Genomic DNA, 22,965 nt, shown 5'->3' on the forward strand with positions numbered 1-22,965 from the left:
CACTTCTACGAGCGGTGTGCGCCGTGGTGGTGGGTGACGGGCAGGGCCGCCGTGTGGAGGCCCACGATGCGTCCATGCGGCGTGCCCTGCCCCCTGTGGAGGTCGATCGCGTGGCGACTTATTCCGGCGGCGAACAGGTCGACGCCGCGCAGGTCGCGTTGGAGCGACATGCGGTGTCGAGTGCGGACGGCCGGTGCATCGGCTGCGGAACGCTGGGACCATGCGCCGAGCGGGAGCACGCCGTACGAGTGTTTCGCCGCTCGCTTCGTCTGCCTCGGCGCATTCCCGGGGCGACACGCCCTGAGCTAGTCAACGCGCGCCGCGTCGGTGGTCCGGGCTTCCTGGCTGCTCCGCGATCCGTTGCCGCTGACGAGGCATGCACGTTGCCTGACTCGGCCCCGGCGCGCGCCGCTGCGGAGCGCGCGCCGGGTCGGCCGCGGGCTCATCCCGGGCCATGGGTCGGTGCTGCGTCGTGAGTGCTGATGTCGTCGGGCGGCCCTGGATCGGATGTCAGGCGCGCTGCGGCGGTGCGGCCGGCGGATGGGCGACGCAGATCGATTGGACTCGCGCGGCCGAGCTGGTGACCCGAGGCCAGCTCGGCCGCGCAAGGAATCGCATCGATCGGAAGGAGTGGACTCCCTAGCACGTCAGCTCTTGAAACCACCCTGTCAGCTCTACCGAAGGAGACACGGCACCATGACCGACACGGTCACCGGTAACCCGACGATCGAGGCCTACACCGGCCCGATCAACCTGTCCCGTCCGCACTTCGTGGGCATCGGCGGTTGCGCGATGTCCGGCCTGGCGCGGCTGCTGGCCGAGCTGGGCCATCAGGTCAGCGGCAGCGACCTGCACGATTCGGCCACCCTGGCGGCGCTGCGTGCGGCCGGTGTGCAGGTGCAGGTGGGGCACGACCCGGCGCATATCGACGGGGCGAGCTGCGTCGTCTACACGACTGTGGCGCAGCACGCGCCGGAGGTCCGCGCGGCCCGCGTCGCCGGTATCCCGGTGGTGCACCGGGCACAGGTTCTCGACTCGCTGGCCGCTTCGCGCCGGCTGGTGGCGGTATCCGGCTCGCATGGCAAGTCCACCACGGCGGCGATGCTGGCCCACATCCTTTGCGCTCTCGGGGAGGACCCGACGCACCTGATCGGGGCCGACCTGACCGTCCCGGGGTCGGGCGCCCGTCTCGGGCGGTCCCGGCTGCTGGTCGCGGAGGCGGACGAGTCGGATCGCTCGTTTCACTTCCTCACCCCGTCGATCGCGGTCATGACGAACGTGACCGACGACCACCCGGAGAACTTCCTAAGCCACGCCGACGTGATGCGCGCCTATGTCGGGTTCGGCGGCCGGATCGCCCCGGACGGGTTCCTGATCGTCAACGCGGACTGTGTGGGTGCGACGGTGGCCGCTGACGTGATCACCGACGAGCGACCCGATCTGACGGTGCTGCGCTACGGCCGGGACCGCACGGCGGACGTTCGGCTCTTGGACGTGCACGCCGAGGGCTGGTCGGCGTCGGCCACGGTGCGGCTGCCCAACGGCACGCAGGTCCGGTTGACCCTGCCGACCCCGGCGGCGCACCATCTGGACGACATGGCGGCGGCGGTGGCGTGCGCGGTGGTGCTGGGTCTGGACCCGGCCGACGTGGCCGGCGGGGCGTGCACCTTCGCCGGGTTGCGCCGCCGGTTCGAGCACATCGACACCCGGGCCGGGGTGACGGTGATTGACTCCTACGCCGACCACCCCAACGAGATCGCCGCCGACCTGGACGCCGCGCGCACCCTGGCGCGGGGGCGAGTCATCGTGGTGTTCCAGCCGTCCGGACACGCCCGCGTCCTGGCCTTCGGGGACCGCATCGGCGGAGTCCTGGCGGAGAAGGCCGATCACGTCCTGCTCTTGGACGTGCACGGCACCGTGCCGGCTGGCCGTCCGGAGGCAGACACGACCGCGATCGTGGCGCGGCTACGCGACGGCCGGTACTGCCTGCCGCTCGGCCCGGACCACGCGGCGCGGGTCATTGCCCGGATGGCCGGCAGTGGTGATGTGGTACTGACGATGGGCACCGGCGACGTGACCGGCTACGGCCGGGCGATCTTGGACAGCCTGGGTAGCCGATCCGAGGTCGCTCTGTCCGCCTGATCCCTTCCCTCGTCAGGCGGTGACAGCGCCGGGTTCCTCGATCAGCTTGTCCGCAAGCGCGAGAAGCCCGGCGCTGTTGGCTGCCTTAACCAACACCACATCGCCCGCCCGTAGCCCGTCGCGCAGTAGCTCCCACGCCTCGGCCACGTTCGCCGCCCGATCCACCACCGTGCCGCTGCCGGCAGCCCCGTCCGCGTACTGTGCGGCGTCGGTGCCGCCGATGGCGACCAGCCAGCCCGCGCCGATCTCGGCTACCTGCTGCCCGATCTCGCGGTGTACCTGCCCGGCGTGGTCGCCCAGCTCGGCCATCTCACCCAACACCGCCACCGCCCGCCGGCCGTCGCCGGCCATGGCGTGTAGCGCCCGCAAAGCGGCGCGCATCGCGTCCGGGGCGGCGTTGTAGGCGTCGTTGATGACCGTCACCCCATCCGCGCGGGTGCTGACCTGCATCCGGCCCGGCGACACCGCCTTCGCGTGCGACACCGCCTCGGCTACCGCCTCGATCGGGTGCCCCAGACCGAGGGCGACGGTGGCGGCGGCAAGGGCGTTGGACGCCTGGTGCAACCCGTAGAGGCACAACCGCACTTCGGCGGCCTGGCCGTCGTGCACGAGCCGGAAGCAGGCACGGCCCAGCTCGTCCACCGTCACGCTCTCGGCGCGCACGTCGGCTGGCTGCTCGATGCCGTAGCGGAGCACCCGGGCGGCCGTGCGGGAAGCCATGGCGGTCACCAACGGGTCGTCGCCGTTGAGCACGGCTAGGCCACCGTCGCTCGCGTCGGGAAGGGCTTCCACGATCTCGCCTTTGGCCTGGGCGATGTTCTCCACCGACCCGAACTCGCCAAGGTGCGCGTGACCGACGCGCGTGACAACGCTGACGGTGGGCGGGGCGATCCGGGTCAGGTAGGCCACGTGCCCGATCCCGCGCGCGCCCATCTCCAACACGAGATAGCGGGTGTCCGCGGTGGCGCGGCTGACCGTGTACGGCAACCCAAGCTCGTTGTTGTTCGACGCCCGGTTAGCCACCGTCTCACCCCATGCCGGCAGCACCTGGGCGAGGATGTCCTTGGTCGATGTCTTGCCCACCGAGCCAGTCACGCCGATCACGGTGGTCTGCGGCAACCGGTCCACGACCGCGCGGGCGAGCCGCCCGTACGCGGTCGGCACGTCGTCGACGACCACCGCCGGCACCCCGACCGGCCGCGACGCGAGCACCGCCACTGCGCCGGCCTCCACGGCGTGGGCGGCGTAGTCGTGCCCGTCGACCCGCTCACCGGGCAGCGCCACGAACATCCCACCGGGCTCAACACGCCGGCTGTCGAACACCACCGGGGCGGTCACCGTCACCGTGTCGGCAGCGTCGTAGACGGTTCCACCGACAACGGCCGTGATCTCTCGCAGAGTCATCGGAAGCACGTGATGAACCTACCGTGTGCAGTGAGCGGGGTGGGCGGTCACCGATGGGTGTAGCCGGATCGTGGGGGCCTGCCCGTCGACTGCTGCTGGCACGTTGCCCACTGGCACGAGGTCAACTGTCGCGGTGCCAACTGGCACTGTGCCAAGCTGTTGTTTATGTACCGCATATCGCCTGCCCGTAGCCGGAGCGTGTGGGCTCGGCGGTCGGCGCGTCGGCGGTTGCGTTCGGATCGGTGGATGTTGCCGAAGCCGCGTACGCGGGTGGCGTGGGCGTCGTGGGCTGATGATCTGTACAACAGGCGGTCTGCGGTTGGTCACGAGGAGGTGTGGCGCGCTCAGGCGGCCGGTGCGGACACGCCGATGATGGTGCTGCCGGTGGGTGATCCGGCCGTGCCGTTCGGCAAGCGTGCTGTGGAGCCTCGGGGGTTGTCGGAGGCGGCGCGGCGGCGTCGGGCGCTGGCCGATCAGGTGGCTAACGCTCTTGCGAATCAGCCGACGATTGACCCGTGGCGCGGTGGGACGGATGTGATCGTGCAACAACTGATGCCGGCGCGGTTGGGCGATGATCCGGCAATGCGGCAACCTTTCGTGGAGGCTGCCGCTGTGGTGGAGCGGGGCGGGCCGGGTGTGCTGCGGGTCGTTCCCGGCGACGGCGGGGTGGCGCTGCGGGTGCACGGGCCGCCGTGGTCGCTGGTGTTCCGGGTCAGTCCCGTGGTGAACGCGATTGTGGTGTTTCTGGACGCGACGTCCCGCTACGGGTGGCGGGTTGAGGACGACACGGAGTCGCGGGCGCTGATCGAGGAAGCGGTGACGCGGGTGGTGGTGGAAGCGGCCCGGTACGGGTGGGGCGGGGACAAGCACCCCTCGACGGTTGCTCCGGTCGCCTGATGGCCGTCCGGCCGCCTCGTGGGTGCGGTGCGCGTTCACGGGGGCGGCCGGACTTCGGCGTCTAGCTGTCGTGTGGTCGCTGTTGGGGTATGCGGCGGGCGATGAGTCGTCGGAGTTGCCGGGCCGGCACTCGCTGGCGGCTGGACATCGACCGGCCCAACGTCTACTCCCGGCTACTCGGCGGCGCGTACGACCACGCCAGCGGACGCACCGAGCACCGCCGCAAACAGCTCACCCGCCGCCCCGACGAAACCGCCGCCGAGCACCAAGCCCGCATCAACCGCCTCCGCGAGGAAGAACCCCGAGAAGTGCCCGTGGGCGGCGACGACGAACTCAGCGCCCACCACGCCAAGCACCACAACGGACCCGACCCCCGAGGCGCGGACGCCGTCATCGCCCGCCTACAAGAATTCGTTGCCCAGTCCGCGCAGATGCCGCCCGGCGACCGCATCGACCCCACCAGCGCCGAACTTCTACGACGCACCTACCTCGACGGCGAACCCCTCGGCCAGGTCGCCACCGAGCTGAACCTGTCCCAAAGCAACGCATCCAAACGCCGCGCCACCGCCGCCCCGCGGTGGTCACGGTGGCTTGCATCCGGTCGAGGAAGGCGTGAATGAGCCTGTACGGAGCTTCGATCACGCGCTTGGCGGGGTCGTCTGGCATGGCGAGGCGGGCGGAGCGGCTGAGGAGTCCACCGGCGGCGACGCCGAGGGCGTAGAGGTTCCAGTCTTCGCGGTTGTCGGGGTCGTCGCGGACCTGGCCGACGATGTGCCGCCATACCTGGTCTTTGGTCTCGCGGGTGGCGTCGTCGGCGAGCAGGCGGCGCAGCACTTGATCGGCAGCAGAAGGCCCGGGAGGAAGCCGGCGCGGCGTGGGTCGAGAGCGGCCGTCTGTTCACCCGCCCGACCGGTGAGTGGGTCGAGCCCAACTGGCTGTCGGACTACTTCGATCGACTGGTACGCAAGGCGGGCTTGCCGCCGATCCGCCTGCATGACCTCCGCCACGGCGCGGCCACGATCGCTCTCGCGGCAGGCACCGAAATGAAGGTGGTTCAGGACATGCTCGGCCACTCGTCGATCTCGCTGACCTCCGACACCTACACCTCGGTTCTGCCGGAGCTGGCACGCGAAGCGGCCGAAGCAGCCGCCCGCCTGGTCCCGCACCAGCGCTCCAAGCGCACCGCCGGGCTCACCTCGGGCTCACAGCGCCCTTCTCCATCGACGCCGAACAGTGGAAAAGATCACAAAGCCAGCAAGAAACAGCAGGTCAAGCGCGCTTCCTGATGGTGGGGCGGGCGGGACTCGAACCCGCGACCGAGGGATTATGAGTCCCCTGCTCTAACCGGCTGAGCTACCGCCCCGGCACCGCGCCGGATCGTAACCCGCCCGGTTGATCAGCGGCCAGCACGAACCGGCTCCCGTCGCTCACGGCGCCTGGCGCAGCAGCACGATGGGCAACGCGAGGATAACAGCGCGCAGCCACGCCACCGCCGCGAGGAGGTGTCAGGCGGGCGGGCGCAGGTGTGCCAGGACCGCGCCGGCCGTACGCCAGCCGCTGGCCAGCGCGCCCTGGATGGAGGGGCTGTCCCGGTGGTCGCCGGCCACGAAGAGCCCCTCGCCCAGAGCCACCGGTTTGCGCAGCAGGCCCTGCGGCGGCGGTGCGGCGGGCAGCGCGTCGGGGACCGACACGGTGGTGAGGTGGGTCCAGTCCGCCGTGGACCGTCCGTAGAGGCGGGTCAGCTCCTCCCGGATCACCGGTTCGGGTGGGGCGGACGGCCCGACCACCGAGGTGGCGACGAGGTGCCGCCCCTCCGGGGCGTACGTCGGCACGGTCTTGCTGACGACGACGGTGTTGGCGACCAGTTCCCGCCGGTCGCCGTCGACGAGCAGGATCGGCTCCTCCAGGGGCGGTGTGTCGGTCGCGTGGTAGTAGGTCGTGTAGCTGTGCATGCGTACCCGTGCCAGCATCGGCAGCAGCGTCCCCGCCGCCGGCGGGTCGACCGCGACCACGACGGCGCGGGCGGCGATGTCGCCGGCCTGGGTGCGGACCCGGCCGGGTGCCACCTCGGCGACCGGGGTGTCCAGGTGGATCAGGTCGGCGGGGAGCGGGGCGGCCACGGCGCGGGGCAGCGCGGCCATCCCCTCGGCCGGGAGGCCGATGCGCCCGCGCGCGAAGGAGCGCAGCACCATGGCGAACACGCGGCTGGAGGTCTCCAGCTGGCGGTCGATGAACACGCCGGAGAGGAACGGTCGCAGCAGCTCCTCGGTGATCGCGTCGGAGAGGCCGGCGCGGCGCAGCGCCGCCTCGGTGGTGGTCTCGGGGGCGTCCAGCAGCCGCCGGGCGGGCAGCGTGGCGCAGCCGGTGGCGAGTGCGGCGAACCGTAGCCGGTCCCGCAGCGAGCCGACACCGGCCAGGGCGGTGCCGGGGGCGCCGGCCGGTTCCCGCAGCGGGTTGACCAGCCGCGTGAGGGCGCCGCCCCGGCGGACCAGCACGCCGGAGGTGAAGTACCCGAGGTGGAGCCGGTCGACGTCCAGCAGCGTGCCGAGCCGTGGGTAGGCGGTGTTGAGCACCTGGAAGCCGCGGTCGAGCAGGAAGCCGTCGACCGCGTCGGTGGCGACGCGCCCGCCGAGGCGGCCGCTCGCCTCCAGCAGGCGCCAGGGCACGCCGGCCCGGTGCAGTCGCCGGGCCGCCGCCAGGCCGGCCAGGCCGCCGCCGACGATCACCACGTCGGTATCAGCCAGCACGCTGCGCCTCCCGCTCACCGTCGGCCCGCGACATCCGGCCCGGCCACCAGATCTTCGGGCCGATGTCGTACGACAGGGCGGGCACCAGCAGGGAGCGCACCACGATGGTGTCGATCAGTACGCCGACGGCGACCGCCACGCCCAGCTCGACGAGCACGACCAGCGGGAGCACGGCGAGGGCGCTGAACGTGGCGGCGAGCACGATGCCGGCGGACGTGATGACACCACCCGTGACCGCGAGACCGGTGAGCACGCCGGCGCGGGTGCCGCGCCGGACCGACTCCTCCCGGACCCGGCTCATCAGGAAGATGTTGTAGTCGATGCCGAGGGCCACCAGGAAGACGAAGGCGAACAGCGGGAACGAGGCGTCCACGCCGGGGAAGTCCAGGACGTACTTGAAGATCAGCGCGCAGAGGCCGAGTGTGGCCGCGAAGCTGAGCAGCACGGTGGCGATCAGCAGGACCGGGGCGAGGACCGCCCGCAGCAGCAGCGCCAGGATGATCGCGATGACGAGCAGGACGACCGGGATGATGACGTTCTGGTCGCGTCGGGAGGCGTCGGCGGTGTCCACGTTGATGGCGGTGAAGCCGCCGACCACCGACCGCGAGTTCGGTACCGCGTGCACGGCGACGCGCAGATCCCGGATGGCGCGCTCGGCGCCGTCGGAGTCGGGCGGGTCGGCGAGGGTGGCCTCCAGTTGGACGATGCCGTCGACGACCTTCGGCGGCGCGGTCGGGGCCGGGGGCCCGGTCGGGGCGTCGGTGACCGGGCGTACCGCCGCGACGCCGGGGACGCCCTGCGCCACCTCGGCGACCTGCCGCGCGGTCTCCTGCGTCGTGAAGATGGTGGCGGGGCTGCCGGTGCCGGCCGGGTAGTGCCGGGCGATGGCCTCCTGCCCGGCGACCGACTCGGTCCGCTCGGTGAAGAGGTCGCTCTGGCCGAGGGTGGTCACGCCGAGCTGCGTGAGGCCGATCGCCGAGGCGGCCAGCACGACGCTCGTGACCAGCCAGACCACGCGGGCCCGCCGCGCCACGAACCGGGCCACCCGGCTCCAGATGCCGTCGGTGCGGGGATCGGCGCGGCCGACGAGCGGCCGGCGGGGCCAGAACGCCCACCGCCCGCCGAGCAGCAGCAGGGCCGGCAGGAAGGTGAGCATCACCAGCAGCGTGGCGGCGATGCCGATGGCCGAGACCGGCCCGAGTGCGCGGTTGGAGTTGAGGCTGGACAGCAGCAGGCAGAGCAGGCTGACGATGACGGTGCCGGCGGAGGCGACGATGGCCGGGGCCGCGCCGCGCCAGGCCGCCTTCATCGCGTCCCAGGGGCGCTCGAGCCGGTGCAGCTCCTCCCGGTAGCGGGCGACCAGCAGCAGCGCGTAGTCGGTGCCGGCGCCGAAGACCAGCACGGTGAGGATGCCCTGGGCCTGCCCGTTGAGGGTGATCGCGCCGGCGTCGGCGAGCAGGTAGACGAAGACCGACGCCAGGCCGAAGGACATGCCGGCGGCCAGCAGCGGGAAGATCCACAACACCGGGCTGCGGTAGACGACCAGCAGGATGACCAGCACCACGCAGAGGGTGACGAGCAGCAGCGTCCCGTCGATCGCGGAGAACACCTCGATCAGGTCGGCGAGCAGGCCGGCGGGCCCGGCCACGTCGACGGCGAGCCCGTCCCGGTCGGCGCCGGCGACGTCGCGCAGCTCCTCGACGACCGTTCCGATCTCCTCACCCCGGTCGTCGTCGATCGGCACGACCACCTGCACCGCCTGCCCGTCCTCGCTGGGGATCGGGGGCGGCAGCGGGCCGACCACGCCGGGGATCTCGGCGAATCGGGCGACGTCGGCGGCGATCCGCTGCCGGTCCGCGTCGGTGACGCCGGCGGTGCGTTCGTAGACGACGAGCGCCGGCACGATGGGGTCGTCGACGAACCGCTTGGACAGCTCCTGGGCGCGGGTCGCCTCGGCGTCGGCGGGGAGGAAGGACGCGTTGTCGTTGGTGGCGACCTCACCGAGCCGCCCGGAGTACGGCCCGGCCACACCACCGATCACCAGCCAGGCGAGGACGACCAGCAGCGCGACCAGCGTGACCCGACCGCCTCGTCCGGACATCCGCACCACCCAAAGTGATTCGACGCACCATTCGACGCATCAGGAAGCCTAGGCCGACATCACCCATCCTGCCCGCCGAAGCCGCGCGCCGGAGCCGAAACCACCCCACCTCCACTCCGTCGATCTTGCACTTCTGGCCCTCGAGATGGGCTGTTTGCGCGGTTCGTCGGGGCAGAAAGTGCAAGATCGGCGAGAGTGGGGCCGGGAACGACGAAAACGCCCGCCGGCTTGCCGGCGGGCGTCGTGGTGAAGAGGAGCTCCCCCGTTTGGACTCGAACCAAAAACCTGCCGGTTAACAGCCGGCTGCTCTGCCAATTGAGCTACGGGGGATCGTGCCGTCGCCCGGCTTCCGGATCTCTCCGGCTCCGTGCGACGGGACAAGAGTACAGGACTCCCCGGGGTGTTGGTCCAGGGGGTTACCTCGCGTCCGCCGGCCGCTTGCCACGGGATATAACTGGACAAATCGCCATCGCGGCACAAGCAGGTATGAGCGGAGAGGAGGATGGGTAGTTAGCTGCCGACGACAAGACGCAGGCGCATCGGTCTGTCCCGACGGGGTATGTGGCGGGACGACGGCGCGTCAGGTACGGAAGGAGCCGCCATGCGCGGAAAGATCATGTTTCTTGGCGGGCTGGCTGCGGGATTCGTCCTGGGCGCCCGTGCCGGCCGGGAGAAGTACGAGGAGTTGGTGATCCGGGGCCGCAAGGTCCTCGACCACCCGACCGTCCAGGAGGCGGCCGGCGTCGCGCAGGCCCAGGCGACCCGGCTCTACAGCGAGGGCAAGGACAAGCTCGGCCAGTCGAAGCTGGGCGAGAAGCTGAGCGGCAACGGCCACAAGCAGGAGCTGACCGCCGCCGACGACGCCTTCGCCGGCACGCCGGCCACCATCGGCGCCAAGTCCGGCTCCGCCGGTAGCGGTTCGACCTCCGGGTCGTCGGCCACCAGCGCGTCCCGCACCAAGCCGTCGGGCTCGGGCAGCAGCACCCTGTAACACGTACGCCTCAGTGGGCCGGTCGTCTCGGACGACCGGCCCACTGGCGTATGGACGACCGGCAGCCCGAGACCAACTTTCTCCTTTTCGGAACGAAAGTTCGCACGATCTGACGGAAACTTCTGCCGCTAGCCTCTTCTCTTTGCTCCCGTACGCAAATATCGTCTCGCGTAGAACCTGGCCAGGCTCTTTGTCCCGCGACCTCCTCAGCGATCGCGCTGAGGCGGACCCGCCCGACCAGAGCGAGGTTCGATGCGCAGACCGACCGGCCGAAGGGCCACCACCTACCTCAGTCTCCTCACCCTCGTCGGCGCGACACTCGTCGCGACCGCCACACCGCAGCCGGAACCGGCGTCCGCCGCTCCGGTCCTGACCACGCCCGCCCCCGACAGCAACGGCATCGAGTACAAGGTGCTGGTGTTCACCCGTTCCGCCGGTGGCAGCCATGCCGCCACCGCGGCCGGGGTCGACGCCATCCGGCAGCTCGGCAACGAGCGACGGTTCACCGTGGAGGTCACCGACGACCCCCGCAAGTTCGACGGGCCGCACCTGAAGCAGTTCCGGGCGGTCGTATTCCTCAACACCGCCGGTGACGTGCTCACCGACACGCAGCAGGCCGCGTTCGAGCGGTACTACCGCAACGGCGGCGGGTTCGTCGGGGTCCACTCGGCGATCGAGGCCGAACCGGGCTGGTCCTTCCTGGACAACGTGCTCGGAACCCGGGCCGCCGGAGCGGCCACGGCGGCCGGCCCGGCCACGGTCACCGTCGCCGACCGGGTCCACCCGGCGTCCGCGTCGCTGCCGGAACGCTGGACCCACACCGACCGGTGGTACAACTTCGCGGCCAACGTCCGGGGCGTCTCGCACGTCCTGGCCACCGTGGACGAGAAGTCGTACGCCGGTGGGTCGATGGGCTTCGACCACCCGATCACCTGGTGCAAGGACCACCAGGGCGGCCGGTCGTTCTACACCGGACTCGGTGCCACGCCGGAGAGCTTCGGCGGCACCGACCTGCGGGCCCACCTGGGCGGCGCCATCCAGTGGGCGGCCGGGGTGACCGACGGTGACTGCGGTGCGACCGTGCTCGCCAACTACCAGATGACCGTGATCGGGGCACAGCCCAACGTCAACGAGCCCATCGGCTTCGACGTGCTCCCCGACGGCCGGGTGATCCAGACCGACCGGCGTGGCGGCGTACGCCTGCACGACCCGGAGCGCAACTCGACGACGGTGCTGGCGCAGATCCCCGTCTACACCCACAGCGAGGACGGGATGTACGGCCCGGCGATCGACAACGACTTCGCGACGAACCGCTGGGTCTACCTGTTCTACGCGCCCCCGCTGGACACCCCCGCCGGAGGCGCACCGACCACCAGCACGGACCCGACGGCCTGGGACCGGTGGAAGGGCTACTTCCAGCTGTCCCGCTTCAAGTTCGTCGACGGCGAGAACCCGTCGCTCGACCTGGCCACCGAGCAGAAGATCCTCCAGGTCCCGGTGGACCGGGGTGCCTGCTGCCACGTGGCCGGCGACATCGCCTTCGACTCGAAGAACAACCTGTGGCTGGTCACCGGCGACGACACCCCCGCCGGTGGCGGCGGCTCGGGCGGCTTCTCGCCGCACAACGACTCGGTGAGCGCCACCGGCGTGTACCAGGCGCCCTTCGTGGACGCCCGGCGCAGCTCCGCCAACACCAACGACCTGCGCGGCAAGATCCTGCGCATCACCGTCCAGCAGGACGGCAGCTACACCGTGCCGGCGGGCAACCTGTTCCCGGCCGGCACGGAGAAGACCCGGCCGGAGATCTACGCGATGGGCTTCCGGAACCCGTTCCGGATCACCCTCGACAAGGACGACGTCGCCTACATCACCGACTACTCCCCCGACTCCTCCACCGCCGCGGTGGGCCGGGGTCCGGCGGGCACCGGCCGGATGATGGTGGTCGACAAGCCGGCCAACTACGGCTGGCCGATGTGCGTGCAGCCGAACCTGCCGTACATCGAGATGAACTGGACCACCAGTCCCATCTCGCCGGTGGCGCCGTTCGACTGCGCGGCGCCGAAGAACACCTCGCGGCACAACACCGGCCTGACCGACCTGCCGACGGTGGAGAAGTCCGAGCTCTGGTACTCCTTCCAGGCGCCCACCCCCTGCCCGGAGTCGTACCTGTCGACACCGACGCAGACCTGCCCGGTGCTCTTCCCGGAGCTCGGCACCGGCGGGGTGGGCCCGCACGGCGCGGCGAAGTACGACTACGACCCGGAGCTGAGGTCGGAGACGAAGTTCCCCGCGTACTTCGACGACGCGATCTTCTTCGGCGAGTTCACCCGGGACACCCTGAAGGAGGTCCGGCTCGACTCGCAGGGCGACATCCTGAAGATCAACAACGTGTTGAACTGCGGGCAGGCGCCCACCACGCCCACCCGGCCGTTCCTCTGCGACAACCCGATGGACATGAAGTGGGGTGCGGACGGCAACTTCTACCTGCTGACGTACGGGGACGGCTTCTTCAACGTCAACCCGGACGCGGCGATGCTGAAGTTCAGCTACGTCAAGGGGCTGCGGGCGCCGATCGCGACGGTCACCGCCACGCCGACCAACGGGATCGCGCCGCTGACCGTGGCGTTCTCCAGCGAAGGGTCGAGGGATCCGGACCCGGCGGACTCCATCTCGTTCGCGTGGGACTTCGACGGGAACGGCACCACCGACTCCATCGACCCCAACCCGACGTACACGTACACGGCCAACGGCGTCTACACCGCCCGCCTGACGGTGACCGACTCCAGCGGTAAGTCCTCGTCGGCCAACACCACCATCACGGTGGGCAACACCGCGCCGACGGTGACCGTCACGACGCCGGCCGAGGGCGGCTTCTTCAGCTGGGGCGACAGCATCCCGTGGTCGGTGACGGTCACCGACCCGGAGGACGGCCCGATCGACTGCGCCAAGGTCGAGGTGACCTTCGTCCTCGGGCACGACCAGCACGGGCACGGTGAGGCCAACCAGTTCGGCTGCTCCGGCGTCCTGCCCACACTGGCCGACGACGCATCCCACGGCGGCTACATCTACGGCGTGGTCAGCGCGTCGTACACCGACAAGGGAGCGAACGGGCAGCCGGCGCTGACCACGGTCGACCAGCAGATCATCCAGGACAAGCGGCAGCAGGTGGAGTTCGCCCGGGACGAGTCCGGTACGACCGTCGGCAACAGCGCCGACACCGGCGGCGGGCAGCAACGCGGCAGCCTCGACCCGGGTGACTGGATCGCGATCAACAACACGGTCGACCTGCGCAACATGCAGTCGGTCACGCTGCGTACGTCGGGCGGCAGCGCCGCGACGGCCGGGCAGCCCCGGTTCGCCGTCCAGCTCCGGCTGGACTCGCCGACCGGCCCGCTGCTGACCACGGCCACGGTCAACGCGACCACCGGCAACAACGCGTTCACCAGCACCACCGTGCCGATCACCGACCCGGGCGGCCCACACCGCCTCTACCTGGTCTTCGCCACCGTCCCCGGTGGGCCGACCGGCGGCTTCGGAAACCTCAACTGGGTCGAGTTCACCGGCACGGGCATCGGCGTCAGCCCGTAACCCGGTCCGGGTCCGGGGCCGCCCCGCACCAGCGGCCCCGGACCCACCCCCCTGACCAACCCGGGTCACCACCGGTGACCCGGACACCGGAACCACCGCACCGAGGAAAGGCAGCAGCAGATGAACCACAGTCAGCACGGAATGAGCCGTCGTCGGATGCTCGGCGCCCTGGCCGGCGTCGCCGGCGCGGCGGCCGTCGGCGCCACCGGCCTGGCCTCCGCCGCCGGCGCCGACGGCAACGGCCTGCTCGTCCCCGCCGGCAAGCGGGGCATCATCCTGTACAGCGTCCGGGACCGGATCAGCGCCGCCCCGACCAACGCCCCGGAGGTGCCGTACGGGTTCGAGCGGGTGCTCGCCCGGCTCGCCGAGATCGGCTACAAGGAGGTCGAGTTCGCCGGCTACAACCAGAGCACGGCGATCCTCGGCCGGCAGATCACCCCGGAGGAGATCCGCAAGATCCTCGACGACAACGGGCTGCGCGCCAACGGCTCGCACGCCTCGATCCCGGGCAGCGTCACCCCGGACACCATCGCCGCGTTCGAGCGGACGCTGGACACCGCCGAGATCCTCGGCATGAGCCACATCGGCACCGGCAGCGACCCGACCGGCAGCAACTACAAGGCCGACTGGGACGCCGCGATCGACCGCTGGAACCTCTTCGGGGAGATGGCGGCCGCCCGGGGGCTGAAGCTCTACACCCACAACCACGACGCCGCGTACAACTTCCTGCTGGACAGCGGGCCGCTGGACGCCCTGGGCCGGCCGACCCGCTCGTCCGGCGTCCGGAAGCTGGAGTACTTCATCGCCCGCACCAACCCGGAGTGGGTCTGGTTCGAGATGGACATCTACTGGGCGCACGTGGCCCAGCACCGGTTCAGGACCTACACCGACCCGGACGGCGTGGTGCAGACCAGCGTCTTCGACCCGCTGGCCGTCGTGGCGGCGCAGCCGATCCGGTTCCCGCTGTTCCACGCCAAGGACGGCGCGTTCAACCCGGCCAGCAGCGCCGGGTACGACATGGTGCCGCTCGGCCAGGGCGACATCGACTACGGCAACTTCTTCGCGAACATGGGCGCGAAGGGTTACCACAACCCGATGTGGGAGCAGGACAACGCTCCGGGCGGCACCGCCGACCCGGGTCGGTCCCTGCGCTACGCCGAGGTGAGCTTCCAGCACATGGCGGGTCTGCGGGGCTGACGGACCCGATACAGGGGGGCCGCGCCCGGTCGTCGGGCGCGGGCCGAGGCCGCGTCCGGTTTCACCGGGCGCGGCCCCGGCGCGCTACGGGGTGGTAACAAGACCGTGGCAGACTCCGGCCGGGAGGTGGTGGAGATGGTCTCCGTCCGGCCGGAGAACGCGGACCAGGCACGCCTGGTCACGCTGCTGCGCGACCAGGGCCCCCGGTCCCGGGTGGAGCTGGGCGACGCGCTGGGCCTGGCCCGTGCGCGGCTCGTCGCCGAGATCGAGCGGTTGACCGAGGTGGGGCTGGTGGAGAGCGCCGGGCCGGCCGCCTCCCGCGGCGGCCGGCGCTCGTCGTTGCTGCGCCTCGGGCGCGGGGTACGCTTCGCCGCCGTCGTCGTCGGTACGCGGGAGCTGACGGTCACCGTCACCGACGGGGAGCTGACGCCGCTCGCCGACCTCGCCGAGCCCGTGGACGTCCGGCAGGGACCGGAAGCCGTGGTCGGTCGCGCGGTGGAGCTGATCGGCAAGCTCCGGGCGGACCTCGGCCTGGGCCGGCTCACCGGGGTCGGCGTGGCCCTGCCCGGGCCGGTCGACCTGCGGGAGGGCGTGCCGGTCTCGGCACCGTTGCTGCCGGGCTGGCACCGCTTCCCGGTACGCGACACGATCGCCGCCGAACTGGGCTGCCCCACCGTGGTCGACAACGACGCCACCGTCAGCGCCCTGGGCGAGCGGCATGCCGGCGTGGGGCGCACCTTCGACGACTTCCTCCGCGTCACGCTCGGCTCCGGCGTCGGCTGCGGCCTGGTCCTCGGCGGCAGCCTGCACCGGGGTGCCACCGGCAGCGCCGGGGACATCGCCCACCTGCGGCTCACCGAGGACGGTCCGACCTGCGTGTGCGGCGAGGTCGGCTGCCTCGAGGCGTACTGCGGCGACAGCGGGCTGGTCGGGGCGGCGCTGGCGGCGGCGCGCGGTGGCCGCTCGCCCGTCCTGGCCGCCCGGCTCGCCGAGGCCGGCGACCTCACCGTGGCCGACCTGGCGGCCGCCGCCGGTGCCGGTGACCGGGCCGCGCACGGGGTGGTACGCGAGGCGGGGCGCCGGCTGGGTCAGGTGCTGGTCGGGCTGGTCAGCTTCGTGAACCCGGCCATCGTCATCATCGGCGGGGCCCCCGCCGGCCTGGGACACACGCTCCTGGCCGAGATCCGGGCACTCGTCTACCGCCGGTCGGCACCCCTGGCCACCGGCACGATGCCCATCGTGCTGTCGGACCTCGACGACCGGGCCGCCGTGATCGGTGCCGCCCGCCTGATCAGCGACCACGCCCTCACCCCAGGCTGACCACCCGCGCGCCGGCCCGTGCGCCCGCGCCTAGTTGATCATGAGGTTAGCGGGGTGACACGCCGACGACAGCCCCGCTAACCTCATGATCAACGCGGGCTGGGGACCCGGCCGGCGGGGCAGAGCCCGAGCCGGCCGGGTCTGCCGTCAGTCCTTGCTGCTGAAGGCGGCGTCGAAGGCCGCCGCTGGGGCGTCGAAGGCGAGCCGGCGGACGAACTGCAACGCCTCGGGAGCACCGACCAGGCGGTCCATGCCGGCGTCCTCCCACTCGATCGAGATCGGGCCGTCGTAGCCGATCGCGTTCAACGCGCGGAAGCAGTCCTCCCACGGCACGTCCCCGTGGCCGGTCGAGACGAAGTCCCAACCGCGGCGCATGTCCGCCCAGGGCAGGTGCGAGGCGAGCCGGCCGCGCCGGCCGTCGCCGGTACGCACCTTCGCGTCCTTGCAGTCGACGTGGTAGATCCGGTCGGCGAAGTCGAAGATGAAGTTCACCGGGTCCAGTTCCTGCCAGACGAAGTGCGACGGGTCCCAGTTGAGCCCGAACGCGGGCCGGTGCCCGATCGCTTCGAGGGTCCGCTTCGTCGTCCAGTAGTCGTACGCGATCTCGCTCGGGTGCACCTCGTGGGCGAAGCGCACCCCGACCTCGTCGAGGACGTCGAGGATCGGGTTCCAGCGGTCGGCGAAGTCCTGGTAGCCGCGCTCCAGCATCGCCGGCGGCACCGGCGGGAACATGGCGAGCGTGTGCCAGATCGACGAGCCGGTGAAACCGACGACGGTCTTGACGCCGAGCTTCGCCGCCGCGCGGGCGGTGTCCTTGATCTCCTGCGCGGCGCGCTGGCGTACGCCCTCGGGCTCACCGTCGCCCCAGATCCGTGCCGGCAGGATCCCCTGGTGCCGCTCGTCGATCGGGTGGTCGCAGACCGCCTGGCCGACCAGGTGGTTGGAGATCGCGAAGACCTGGAGGTTGTGCTTGGCGAGGGTTTCCTTCTTCCGGTCGACGTACGACTCGTCGGCGACGGCCTTGTCGACCTCGAAGTGGTCACCCCAGCAGGCGATCTCCAGGCCGTCGTAGCCCCACTCGGAGGCGAGCCGGCAGACCTCGTCGAACGGCAGATCGGCCCACTGGCCGGTGAAGAGCGTGATGGGTCGCGCCATGGTCCTGTTTCCCCTGTCGTGATGGGGATTCCGTACGTGCGTGACCGGGGCGAGGGAGTGCCGGGTGCCGGCGGCCCCGACGGTGCACCGGTGGGCGCGTTCGCGCCTGGGGCCGACGGGTTGCGCCTCCCGTCGGCTCACCGGCCACCTCGCGGTCGCCGCCCTCACTCTATTTCCGACGGGCACGTCGCGAAAGACCCCACCTCCCTGTCCCCGCGATCTTGCACTTTCGGCCCCTCGTTCGCGGCTTTCATCACGAATGCCGGGGCACGAACTGCAAGATCGCGGGGAGTCCCGGGGGTGGGGGTCAGGTCAGGGCAGGGTCCACTTCTGGTTGGCGCCGGTGTGGCAGGTCCACAGGTGCACCGCCGTGCCGTCGGCCGAGTTGTTGCCCGAGACGTCCAGGCACTTGCCCGACTGCGGGTTACGCACCGTGCCGTCGGCCTGCGCCGACCAGTTCTGCGCACCCGTGCCGTTACACGTCCACAACTGGATCTTCGTGCCGTCCGCCGACCCGCCACCCGAGACGTCCAGGCACTTGCCCAGCGCCCTGATGGTCGAGTTCGGCGTCACCGTCCACGTCTGCGCCGCCGTGCCGTTACAGGTCCAGATCTGGATCTGCGTACCGTCGGCCGTGGCGGCGTTCCGGACGTCCAGGCACTTGCCGGCCAGGCCCTTGATCGGGCCGGTGCCGGGGGTGCCGCCGCTCCCCTTCACCAGGGTGAAGTCGTCCACGTCGTAGAGCCCCGAGCCCGAGCCGGTGAAGGTCAGGTAGAGGTTCTGCGTTCCGGACGGGACGCCGGACAGGGTCGTCGTGACGTCGGCGAAGGTGGTCCAGCTGCCGGTGTTCGGCACCGCGACCGAGCCGAGCAGGGTGCCGGTGGCCGAGCCGGTCCGCACCTGGAGCGTGCCGCCCGGCCCGCCGGAGACCACCCGGGCCCGGAACGAGGTGACGCCGGTCAGGTCCACCCCGTTGTACGCGGCCCAGTCGCCCGGGTCGATGTAGCCGAGGGTCTGGCCGCCGTTGGCGCCCGCCTTGGTGAACGGTGAGACCCCGCTGGCCGAGCTGTACGCCTCGGCCTGGATCGTGGTGTTCCCGCCGGGCGGGGTGGAGCCCAGCTCCTTGATCCGGATGTTGCGGAACGAGGCGTCGTCGCCCGTACCGTGGTTCTGGAGTCCGATGTGGCCGGCGAGCGACCGGGCCGGGTCGGTGTTGGTGAAGTCGTTGATCTTCACGCCGTTCAGGAAGACCTGGAGGCGCTCGCCCTCCACCAGCAGTTCGTAGGTGTTCCACTCCCCCGGCGGGTTCAGCGCGGCGTCCCGGGCGGCGATGTCCGCGGACTTGAAGGTGTAGACCGCGCCGGTGGTGCGGTCCGCCGCGTCGGTGGCGTCGATCTGGACCTCGTAGCCGTTGTTCACCGCCGACCAGGGGTCGCTCGACGGCGGGAATCCGATGAAGACGCCGGAGTTGTCGTCACCGGCGAGCCGCCAGTCGAGCTTGAGCGAGTAGTTGGTGAACTGCTTCGCGCTGTACCAGTAGAGACCCATGCCGCCGACCGAGGTGAGCGTGGCGTCGGCGTTGGTGAAGCTGCCCGGCCCCGCCTGCGACCAGCCGGTGGTCGAGCCGTTGTAGAGGGTGGTGTAGCCCGTCTCCGGACGGCAGTCGGCCTTGGTGCGGCCGGCCGCGTACCGGATGCCGCCGAGCAGGTGGGCACGGAAGGCGGGCTCGGCGTACGAGGCCTGCGTGTGCCCGCCGCCGGTGTAGAAGGCCCGGCCGCCGCTGTAGGTCTTGCACCACGAGTGTGGGTGGTCGGCGCCCATCGAGCCGCCCGAGTACGACGACTCGTCGAGGGTGGCCAGCACCCGCGCGGTGGAGCGGGCGTTGGTCTGGTAGTTGTACCACTCGTCGGTGCGCGTCCAGGTCTGCGGCAGGTGGGCCGTGGCCGCGTGGGCACGGTTCTCGGCCTTGACGGTGGCCTGCTGGATGGCCGGGTGCGAGGCGAAGTACGCGCCGACGAGGTTGCCGTAGAAGGACCAGCCGTACTCGGTGTCGGCTGCGGCATGCACGCCGACGAACCCGCCGCCGGCGCCGATGTACGACTCGAAGGCGGTCTGCTGGCTGGCGTTGAGCACGTCACCGGTGGTGTTGAGGAAGACCACGGCCTCGTACTGGGCGAGGTTGCCGGTGGTGAAGGCGGCGGCGTCCTCGGTGGCGGTGACGGTGAAGTTGTTGGCCGCGCCCAGGTCCCGGATGGCCTGGGTGCCGACGGCGATGGAGTCGTGACGGAAGCCGGCCGTCTTGGAGAAGACCAGCACGTCGTACGCGGCGTCGGCGGCGCTGACCGGGCCGGCCTGGGAGGTGCAGGCGAGGACGGCGAGGACGGCGGTGGCCGCGCCGAGGACGGGTCGAAGGAGTCTGCGCATGTCGCTCTCCCAACGGGGTGTCAGGAGGGGCCCCTCGTACAACACTAGGCGTCGACAAGGGGCCCTTCCGATCAACTCAGGGCAGGGTCCACTTCTGGTTGGCGCCGGTGTGGCAGGTCCACAGGTGCACCGCCGTGCCGTCGGCCGAGTTGTTGCCCGAGACGTCCAGGCACTTGCCCGACTGCGGGTTGCGCACCGTGCCGTCGGCCTGCGCCGACCAGTTCTGCGCACCCGTGCCGTTACACGTCCACAACTGGATCTTCGTGCCGTCCGCCGACCCGCCACCCGAGACGTCCAGGCACTTGCCCAGCGCCCTGATGGTCGAGTTCGGCGTCACCGTCCACGTCTGCGCCGCCGTGCCGTTACAGGTCCAGATCTGGATCTGCGTACCGTCGGCCGTGGCGGCGTTCCGGACGTCCAGGCACTTGCCGGCCAGGCCGGTGATCGGGCCGACCCCGCCGCCACCGCCGGTGGTGAAGGTGAACGAGTCGACGTCGTAGAGCGCGCCCGTGCCCGACCCGGCGAAGGTCAGGTAGAGGGTCGTGGTGCCGGCCGGCGGGTTGCTGATCGTCCCGTTGACCGTGGTGAACGTGTCCCAGGCTCCGGTGACCGGGACCGTGGCCGAGCCGAGCACCGTGCCGGTGGCCGAGCCGGCGCGGACCTGGAGGGTGCCGCCGGAGCCGGCCGAGGAGACGCGGGCGCTGAACGACGTCACGTTGTTGATCCGGTACGGCTCGAACGCGATCCAGTCGCCGTTGTTGATGTTGCCGACGGTCTTGCCGCCTTCCGCGGTGGCCTTGTCGAAGGTCGCGATGCCCGACGAGGTCTTGTAGTGCTCCGCTTGCCGCTTGCGCGGCTGGAGGATGTGCTGGGTGTGCGTGGTGAGCCCGCCCGCGTCGGTGTACTCGGCGTCGAAGACCGCGAAGATGTTCGCCGCGTCGTCGTGCTCACCGTCGACCGGGATGGTGATCGAGCCGGTGCAGCCGGTCGCCGAGGTGATCTGGTGGCCGTGGCTGTCGTGGCCCAGCACGTACGTCATCTTGACCTTGGCGCAGTCGATCGTCCCGTCCTCCGGATCGGTGACAGAGATGCTGAACGGCACGGTGTCACCGAAGGAGAAGAGCGATCCGTTGCCCGGGGCGTTGATGACGACTGTCGGCGCGGTGTTGCCGACACCGATCTGCACGCTCGCGGTGCCGGTGGCGCCCTGCGGGTCGCGGACCGTCAGCGTGGCCGTGTACGTGCCGTTCGCGGTGTACGTCTTCGCCGGGTTGGCAGCCGTGGAGGTGGTCCCGTCGCCGAAGGCCCACGAGTAGGTGAGCGCCCCGCCCTCCGGGTCCGACGACCCGGCCGAGGAGAAGTTCACGGTCAACGGGGCCGTGCCGGACGTCTTGTCCGCCGACGCCACCGCCGTCGGGGCGCGGTTGCCGCCGCCGATGTAGTCGTATCGGTAGAGGGCCGAGTTGGCGTCGCCGTTGAAGTAGCCGGTGCCGTAGTCCAGGACGTAGAGCGCGCCGTCCGGGCCGAACGCCATGTCCATGACCTGTTTGCCGTTCCACGGGAACGTGTCGATGGCGCCGACCGAGCCGTCGGCGTTGACGTGGATCGGCTTCACCCAGCCCCGGCCGAACTCGCCGGCGAAGAACTGCCCGTCGAAGCTCTGCGGCCACTTGGTGGTGGAGGTCGACGAGGCGTTGTACCGGTAGACCGGGCCGCCCATCGGCGACTCGGAGCCGCCACCGAACTCCGGCGGGGTGCCGGCGTCGCCCGCGTACCGGATCCAGGCCGGCTTGGCGCCGGGCAGCGTGGGCAGGCCGGTGTTGCGGAACGAGTTGTTCGTCGGGCCGCCGGTGCAGTTGTACTTCGCACCGGCGGTGCCGGCGGCGAAGTCCCACTCGGCGTACGTCTCGGTGGCGGTGTTGGTGCCGGTGCAGTACGGCCAGCCGTAGAAGCCCGGACCGGTGACCCGGTTGAACTCGACCTGCCCGCTCGGGCCGCGGGCGGAGGTGGTGCCCGCGTCCGGCCCGTAGTCGCCGACGTAGACGATGCCGGTGGCCTTGTCGACGCTCATCCGGAAGGGGTTGCGGAAGCCCATGGCGTAGATCTCGGGGCGGGTCCTCGCGTCCGAGTCGACGAACATGTTGCCGGCCGGGATCGAGTACGTCCCGTTCGCGTTGACCTTGATCCGCAGGATCTTGCCGCGCAGGTCGTTGGTGTTGGCCGCGCTGCGCTGCGCGTCGTACGCGGGGTTGCGGTTGGTGCGCTCGTCGATCGGCGCGTACCCGGCGGAGTCGAACGGGTTCGTGTCGTCGCCGGTGGACAGGTACAGGTTGCCGGCGGCGTCGAAGTCGATGTCACCGCCGACGTGGCAGCACATGCCCCGGTCGGCGGGGACGTCGAGGATGTCGACCTTGCTGCCGGTGTTGATGGTGAAGTCGGCGTTGAGGGTGAACCGGGAGAGCCGGTTGACGCCCTGCCAGGCCGAGAAGTCGCTGCCGGTCGCCGGGGCGTCCCCGGCCGGCGTGGACAGCGGGGGCGCGTAGTACAGGTAGATGTGCCGGTTGCTGGCGAAGTTCGGGTCGACCCCGACGCCCTGCAACCCCTCCTCGTCGTGGGTGTAGACGGCGACGGTGCCGATCACCGCCGTGGTGCCGGCCGCGTCGGTGCGGCGGACGGTGCCGTTGCGGGCGGTGTGCAGGACCGAGCGGTCCGGCAGCACCGCGATGGTCATCGGCTCGCCGACCTCGGCGACGCCCTTGGCGAGGGTGACCTGCTGGAAGTCGGTGGCGACGATGGGGTGGGCCTGGGCCGGGGTGGGGCCGCCCAGGGCGGCCGGTCCGGCGCCGAGGGCGGCGGTACCGGCGGCGGCGACCAGGAGCAGGGTCGCGCCGCCGGCGGACCAGGGGCGGTGGTGGGGGGTGTGCCTCGTGGACATCGCTGTGCTGTCCCTTCCTGACGAGTGACTGCCAGGGCGGGGCGCGCGCCGTCGCGCCGGATGC

14 protein-coding genes and 2 tRNA genes are annotated in these 22,965 nt (G+C 71.2%); 8 read left to right on the forward strand and 8 right to left on the reverse strand.

The features are described from left to right. The first annotated feature begins 696 nt into the window (after positions 1–696). On the forward strand, positions 697–2,142 hold the full coding sequence (murC, locus tag HCJ94_RS22390) for a UDP-N-acetylmuramate--L-alanine ligase (protein WP_168003009.1): 1,446 nt from the start codon (positions 697–699) through the stop codon (positions 2,140–2,142). A gap of 12 nt (positions 2,143–2,154) precedes the next feature. Here the strand turns inward: murC and HCJ94_RS22395 are convergent, their stop codons facing one another. Further along, positions 2,155–3,546, reverse strand: a complete 1,392-nt coding sequence (locus HCJ94_RS22395; RefSeq protein ID WP_205801722.1) for a UDP-N-acetylmuramoyl-tripeptide--D-alanyl-D-alanine ligase — start codon at positions 3,544–3,546, stop codon at positions 2,155–2,157. Between the two features lie 246 nt (positions 3,547–3,792). On the opposite strand from HCJ94_RS22395, the gene HCJ94_RS30440 reads away from it, so the two are divergent. The 3 genes from HCJ94_RS30440 (at position 3,793) to HCJ94_RS22410 (ending at position 5,729) form a co-directional block, all read left to right on the forward strand. After that, positions 3,793–4,443, forward strand: coding sequence for a hypothetical protein (locus HCJ94_RS30440; RefSeq protein ID WP_240944431.1), 651 nt, complete (start codon positions 3,793–3,795; stop codon positions 4,441–4,443). A gap of 101 nt (positions 4,444–4,544) precedes the next feature. Beyond that, entirely contained in the window at positions 4,545–5,063 is a 519-nt protein-coding gene (locus HCJ94_RS22405) for a hypothetical protein (RefSeq protein WP_168003011.1), read from the forward strand. A 315-nt stretch (positions 5,064–5,378) separates the two neighbouring features. Continuing rightward, positions 5,379–5,729: a tyrosine-type recombinase/integrase gene (locus tag HCJ94_RS22410; protein WP_373684409.1), complete on the forward strand. Its 351-nt coding sequence runs from the start codon at positions 5,379–5,381 to the stop codon at positions 5,727–5,729. Here HCJ94_RS22410 and HCJ94_RS22415 read toward each other — a convergent pair. The 4 genes from HCJ94_RS22415 to HCJ94_RS22430 form a co-directional block, all read right to left on the reverse strand. Next, positions 5,730–5,806, reverse strand: a tRNA-Ile gene (locus HCJ94_RS22415). Between the two features lie 142 nt (positions 5,807–5,948). After that, positions 5,949–7,190 carry an NAD(P)/FAD-dependent oxidoreductase gene (locus HCJ94_RS22420; protein WP_168003012.1) on the reverse strand — a complete coding sequence of 414 codons (1,242 nt, stop codon included), beginning with the start codon at positions 7,188–7,190 and terminating at the stop codon, positions 5,949–5,951. After that, a complete protein-coding gene (locus HCJ94_RS22425; RefSeq protein ID WP_168003013.1) occupies positions 7,180–9,291 on the reverse strand; it encodes an MMPL family transporter in 2,112 nt (703 codons plus the stop codon). The genes HCJ94_RS22420 and HCJ94_RS22425 overlap by 11 nt, the downstream gene beginning before the upstream one ends. Before the next feature lie 257 nt (positions 9,292–9,548). Further along, positions 9,549–9,621: transfer RNA gene (locus HCJ94_RS22430), tRNA-Asn, on the reverse strand. Between the two features lie 271 nt (positions 9,622–9,892). Between HCJ94_RS22430 and HCJ94_RS22435 the strand changes: the two genes are divergently transcribed. The 4 genes from HCJ94_RS22435 (at position 9,893) to HCJ94_RS22450 (ending at position 16,387) form a co-directional block, all read left to right on the forward strand. Continuing rightward, entirely contained in the window at positions 9,893–10,282 is a 390-nt protein-coding gene (locus HCJ94_RS22435) for a hypothetical protein (protein WP_168003014.1), read from the forward strand. A gap of 252 nt (positions 10,283–10,534) precedes the next feature. After that, a complete protein-coding gene (locus tag HCJ94_RS22440) occupies positions 10,535–13,870 on the forward strand; it encodes a ThuA domain-containing protein (protein ID WP_168003015.1) in 3,336 nt (1,111 codons plus the stop codon). Between the two features lie 141 nt (positions 13,871–14,011). Beyond that, positions 14,012–15,067: a sugar phosphate isomerase/epimerase family protein gene (locus HCJ94_RS22445; RefSeq protein ID WP_168003016.1), complete on the forward strand. Its 1,056-nt coding sequence runs from the start codon at positions 14,012–14,014 to the stop codon at positions 15,065–15,067. A gap of 135 nt (positions 15,068–15,202) precedes the next feature. After that, entirely contained in the window at positions 15,203–16,387 is a 1,185-nt protein-coding gene (locus HCJ94_RS22450) for an ROK family transcriptional regulator (RefSeq protein ID WP_168003065.1), read from the forward strand. Between the two features lie 147 nt (positions 16,388–16,534). Here the strand turns inward: HCJ94_RS22450 and HCJ94_RS22455 are convergent, their stop codons facing one another. The 3 genes from HCJ94_RS22455 to HCJ94_RS22465 all read right to left on the reverse strand — a co-directional run bounded on the left by HCJ94_RS22455 (position 16,535) and on the right by HCJ94_RS22465 (position 22,901). Next, positions 16,535–17,542: a sugar phosphate isomerase/epimerase family protein gene (locus HCJ94_RS22455; RefSeq protein ID WP_168003017.1), complete on the reverse strand. Its 1,008-nt coding sequence runs from the start codon at positions 17,540–17,542 to the stop codon at positions 16,535–16,537. Positions 17,543–17,854: 312 nt separating this feature from the next. Further along, entirely contained in the window at positions 17,855–19,966 is a 2,112-nt protein-coding gene (locus HCJ94_RS22460) for a ThuA domain-containing protein (RefSeq protein WP_168003018.1), read from the reverse strand. 76 nt (positions 19,967–20,042) lie between these two features. Beyond that, positions 20,043–22,901 (reverse strand): PQQ-dependent sugar dehydrogenase, encoded by a 2,859-nt coding sequence (locus HCJ94_RS22465; RefSeq protein WP_168003019.1) that lies wholly within the window; start codon positions 22,899–22,901, stop codon positions 20,043–20,045. Positions 22,902–22,965: the final 64 nt, after the last annotated feature.

The organism is Micromonospora thermarum (assembly GCF_012034245.1).
Taxonomy (GTDB): domain Bacteria; phylum Actinomycetota; class Actinomycetes; order Mycobacteriales; family Micromonosporaceae; genus Micromonospora; species Micromonospora thermarum.

Excerpts from the sequence above, each read along its gene's own strand:
- murC (WP_168003009.1), top strand. The coding sequence starts at position 697 with ATGACCGACACGGTCACCGGTAACCCGACGATCGAGGCCTACACCGGC.
- HCJ94_RS22395 (WP_205801722.1), bottom strand. The coding sequence starts at position 3,546 with ATGACTCTGCGAGAGATCACGGCCGTTGTCGGTGGAACCGTCTACGAC.
- HCJ94_RS30440 (WP_240944431.1), top strand. The coding sequence starts at position 3,793 with ATGTTGCCGAAGCCGCGTACGCGGGTGGCGTGGGCGTCGTGGGCTGAT.
- HCJ94_RS22405 (WP_168003011.1), top strand. The coding sequence starts at position 4,545 with ATGAGTCGTCGGAGTTGCCGGGCCGGCACTCGCTGGCGGCTGGACATC.
- HCJ94_RS22425 (WP_168003013.1), bottom strand. The coding sequence starts at position 9,291 with ATGTCCGGACGAGGCGGTCGGGTCACGCTGGTCGCGCTGCTGGTCGTC.
- HCJ94_RS22435 (WP_168003014.1), top strand. The coding sequence starts at position 9,893 with ATGCGCGGAAAGATCATGTTTCTTGGCGGGCTGGCTGCGGGATTCGTC.
- HCJ94_RS22440 (WP_168003015.1), top strand. The coding sequence starts at position 10,535 with ATGCGCAGACCGACCGGCCGAAGGGCCACCACCTACCTCAGTCTCCTC.
- HCJ94_RS22445 (WP_168003016.1), top strand. The coding sequence starts at position 14,012 with ATGAGCCGTCGTCGGATGCTCGGCGCCCTGGCCGGCGTCGCCGGCGCG.
- HCJ94_RS22450 (WP_168003065.1), top strand. The coding sequence starts at position 15,203 with ATGGTCTCCGTCCGGCCGGAGAACGCGGACCAGGCACGCCTGGTCACG.
- HCJ94_RS22455 (WP_168003017.1), bottom strand. The coding sequence starts at position 17,542 with ATGGCGCGACCCATCACGCTCTTCACCGGCCAGTGGGCCGATCTGCCG.
- HCJ94_RS22460 (WP_168003018.1), bottom strand. The coding sequence starts at position 19,966 with ATGCGCAGACTCCTTCGACCCGTCCTCGGCGCGGCCACCGCCGTCCTC.
- HCJ94_RS22465 (WP_168003019.1), bottom strand. The coding sequence starts at position 22,901 with ATGTCCACGAGGCACACCCCCCACCACCGCCCCTGGTCCGCCGGCGGC.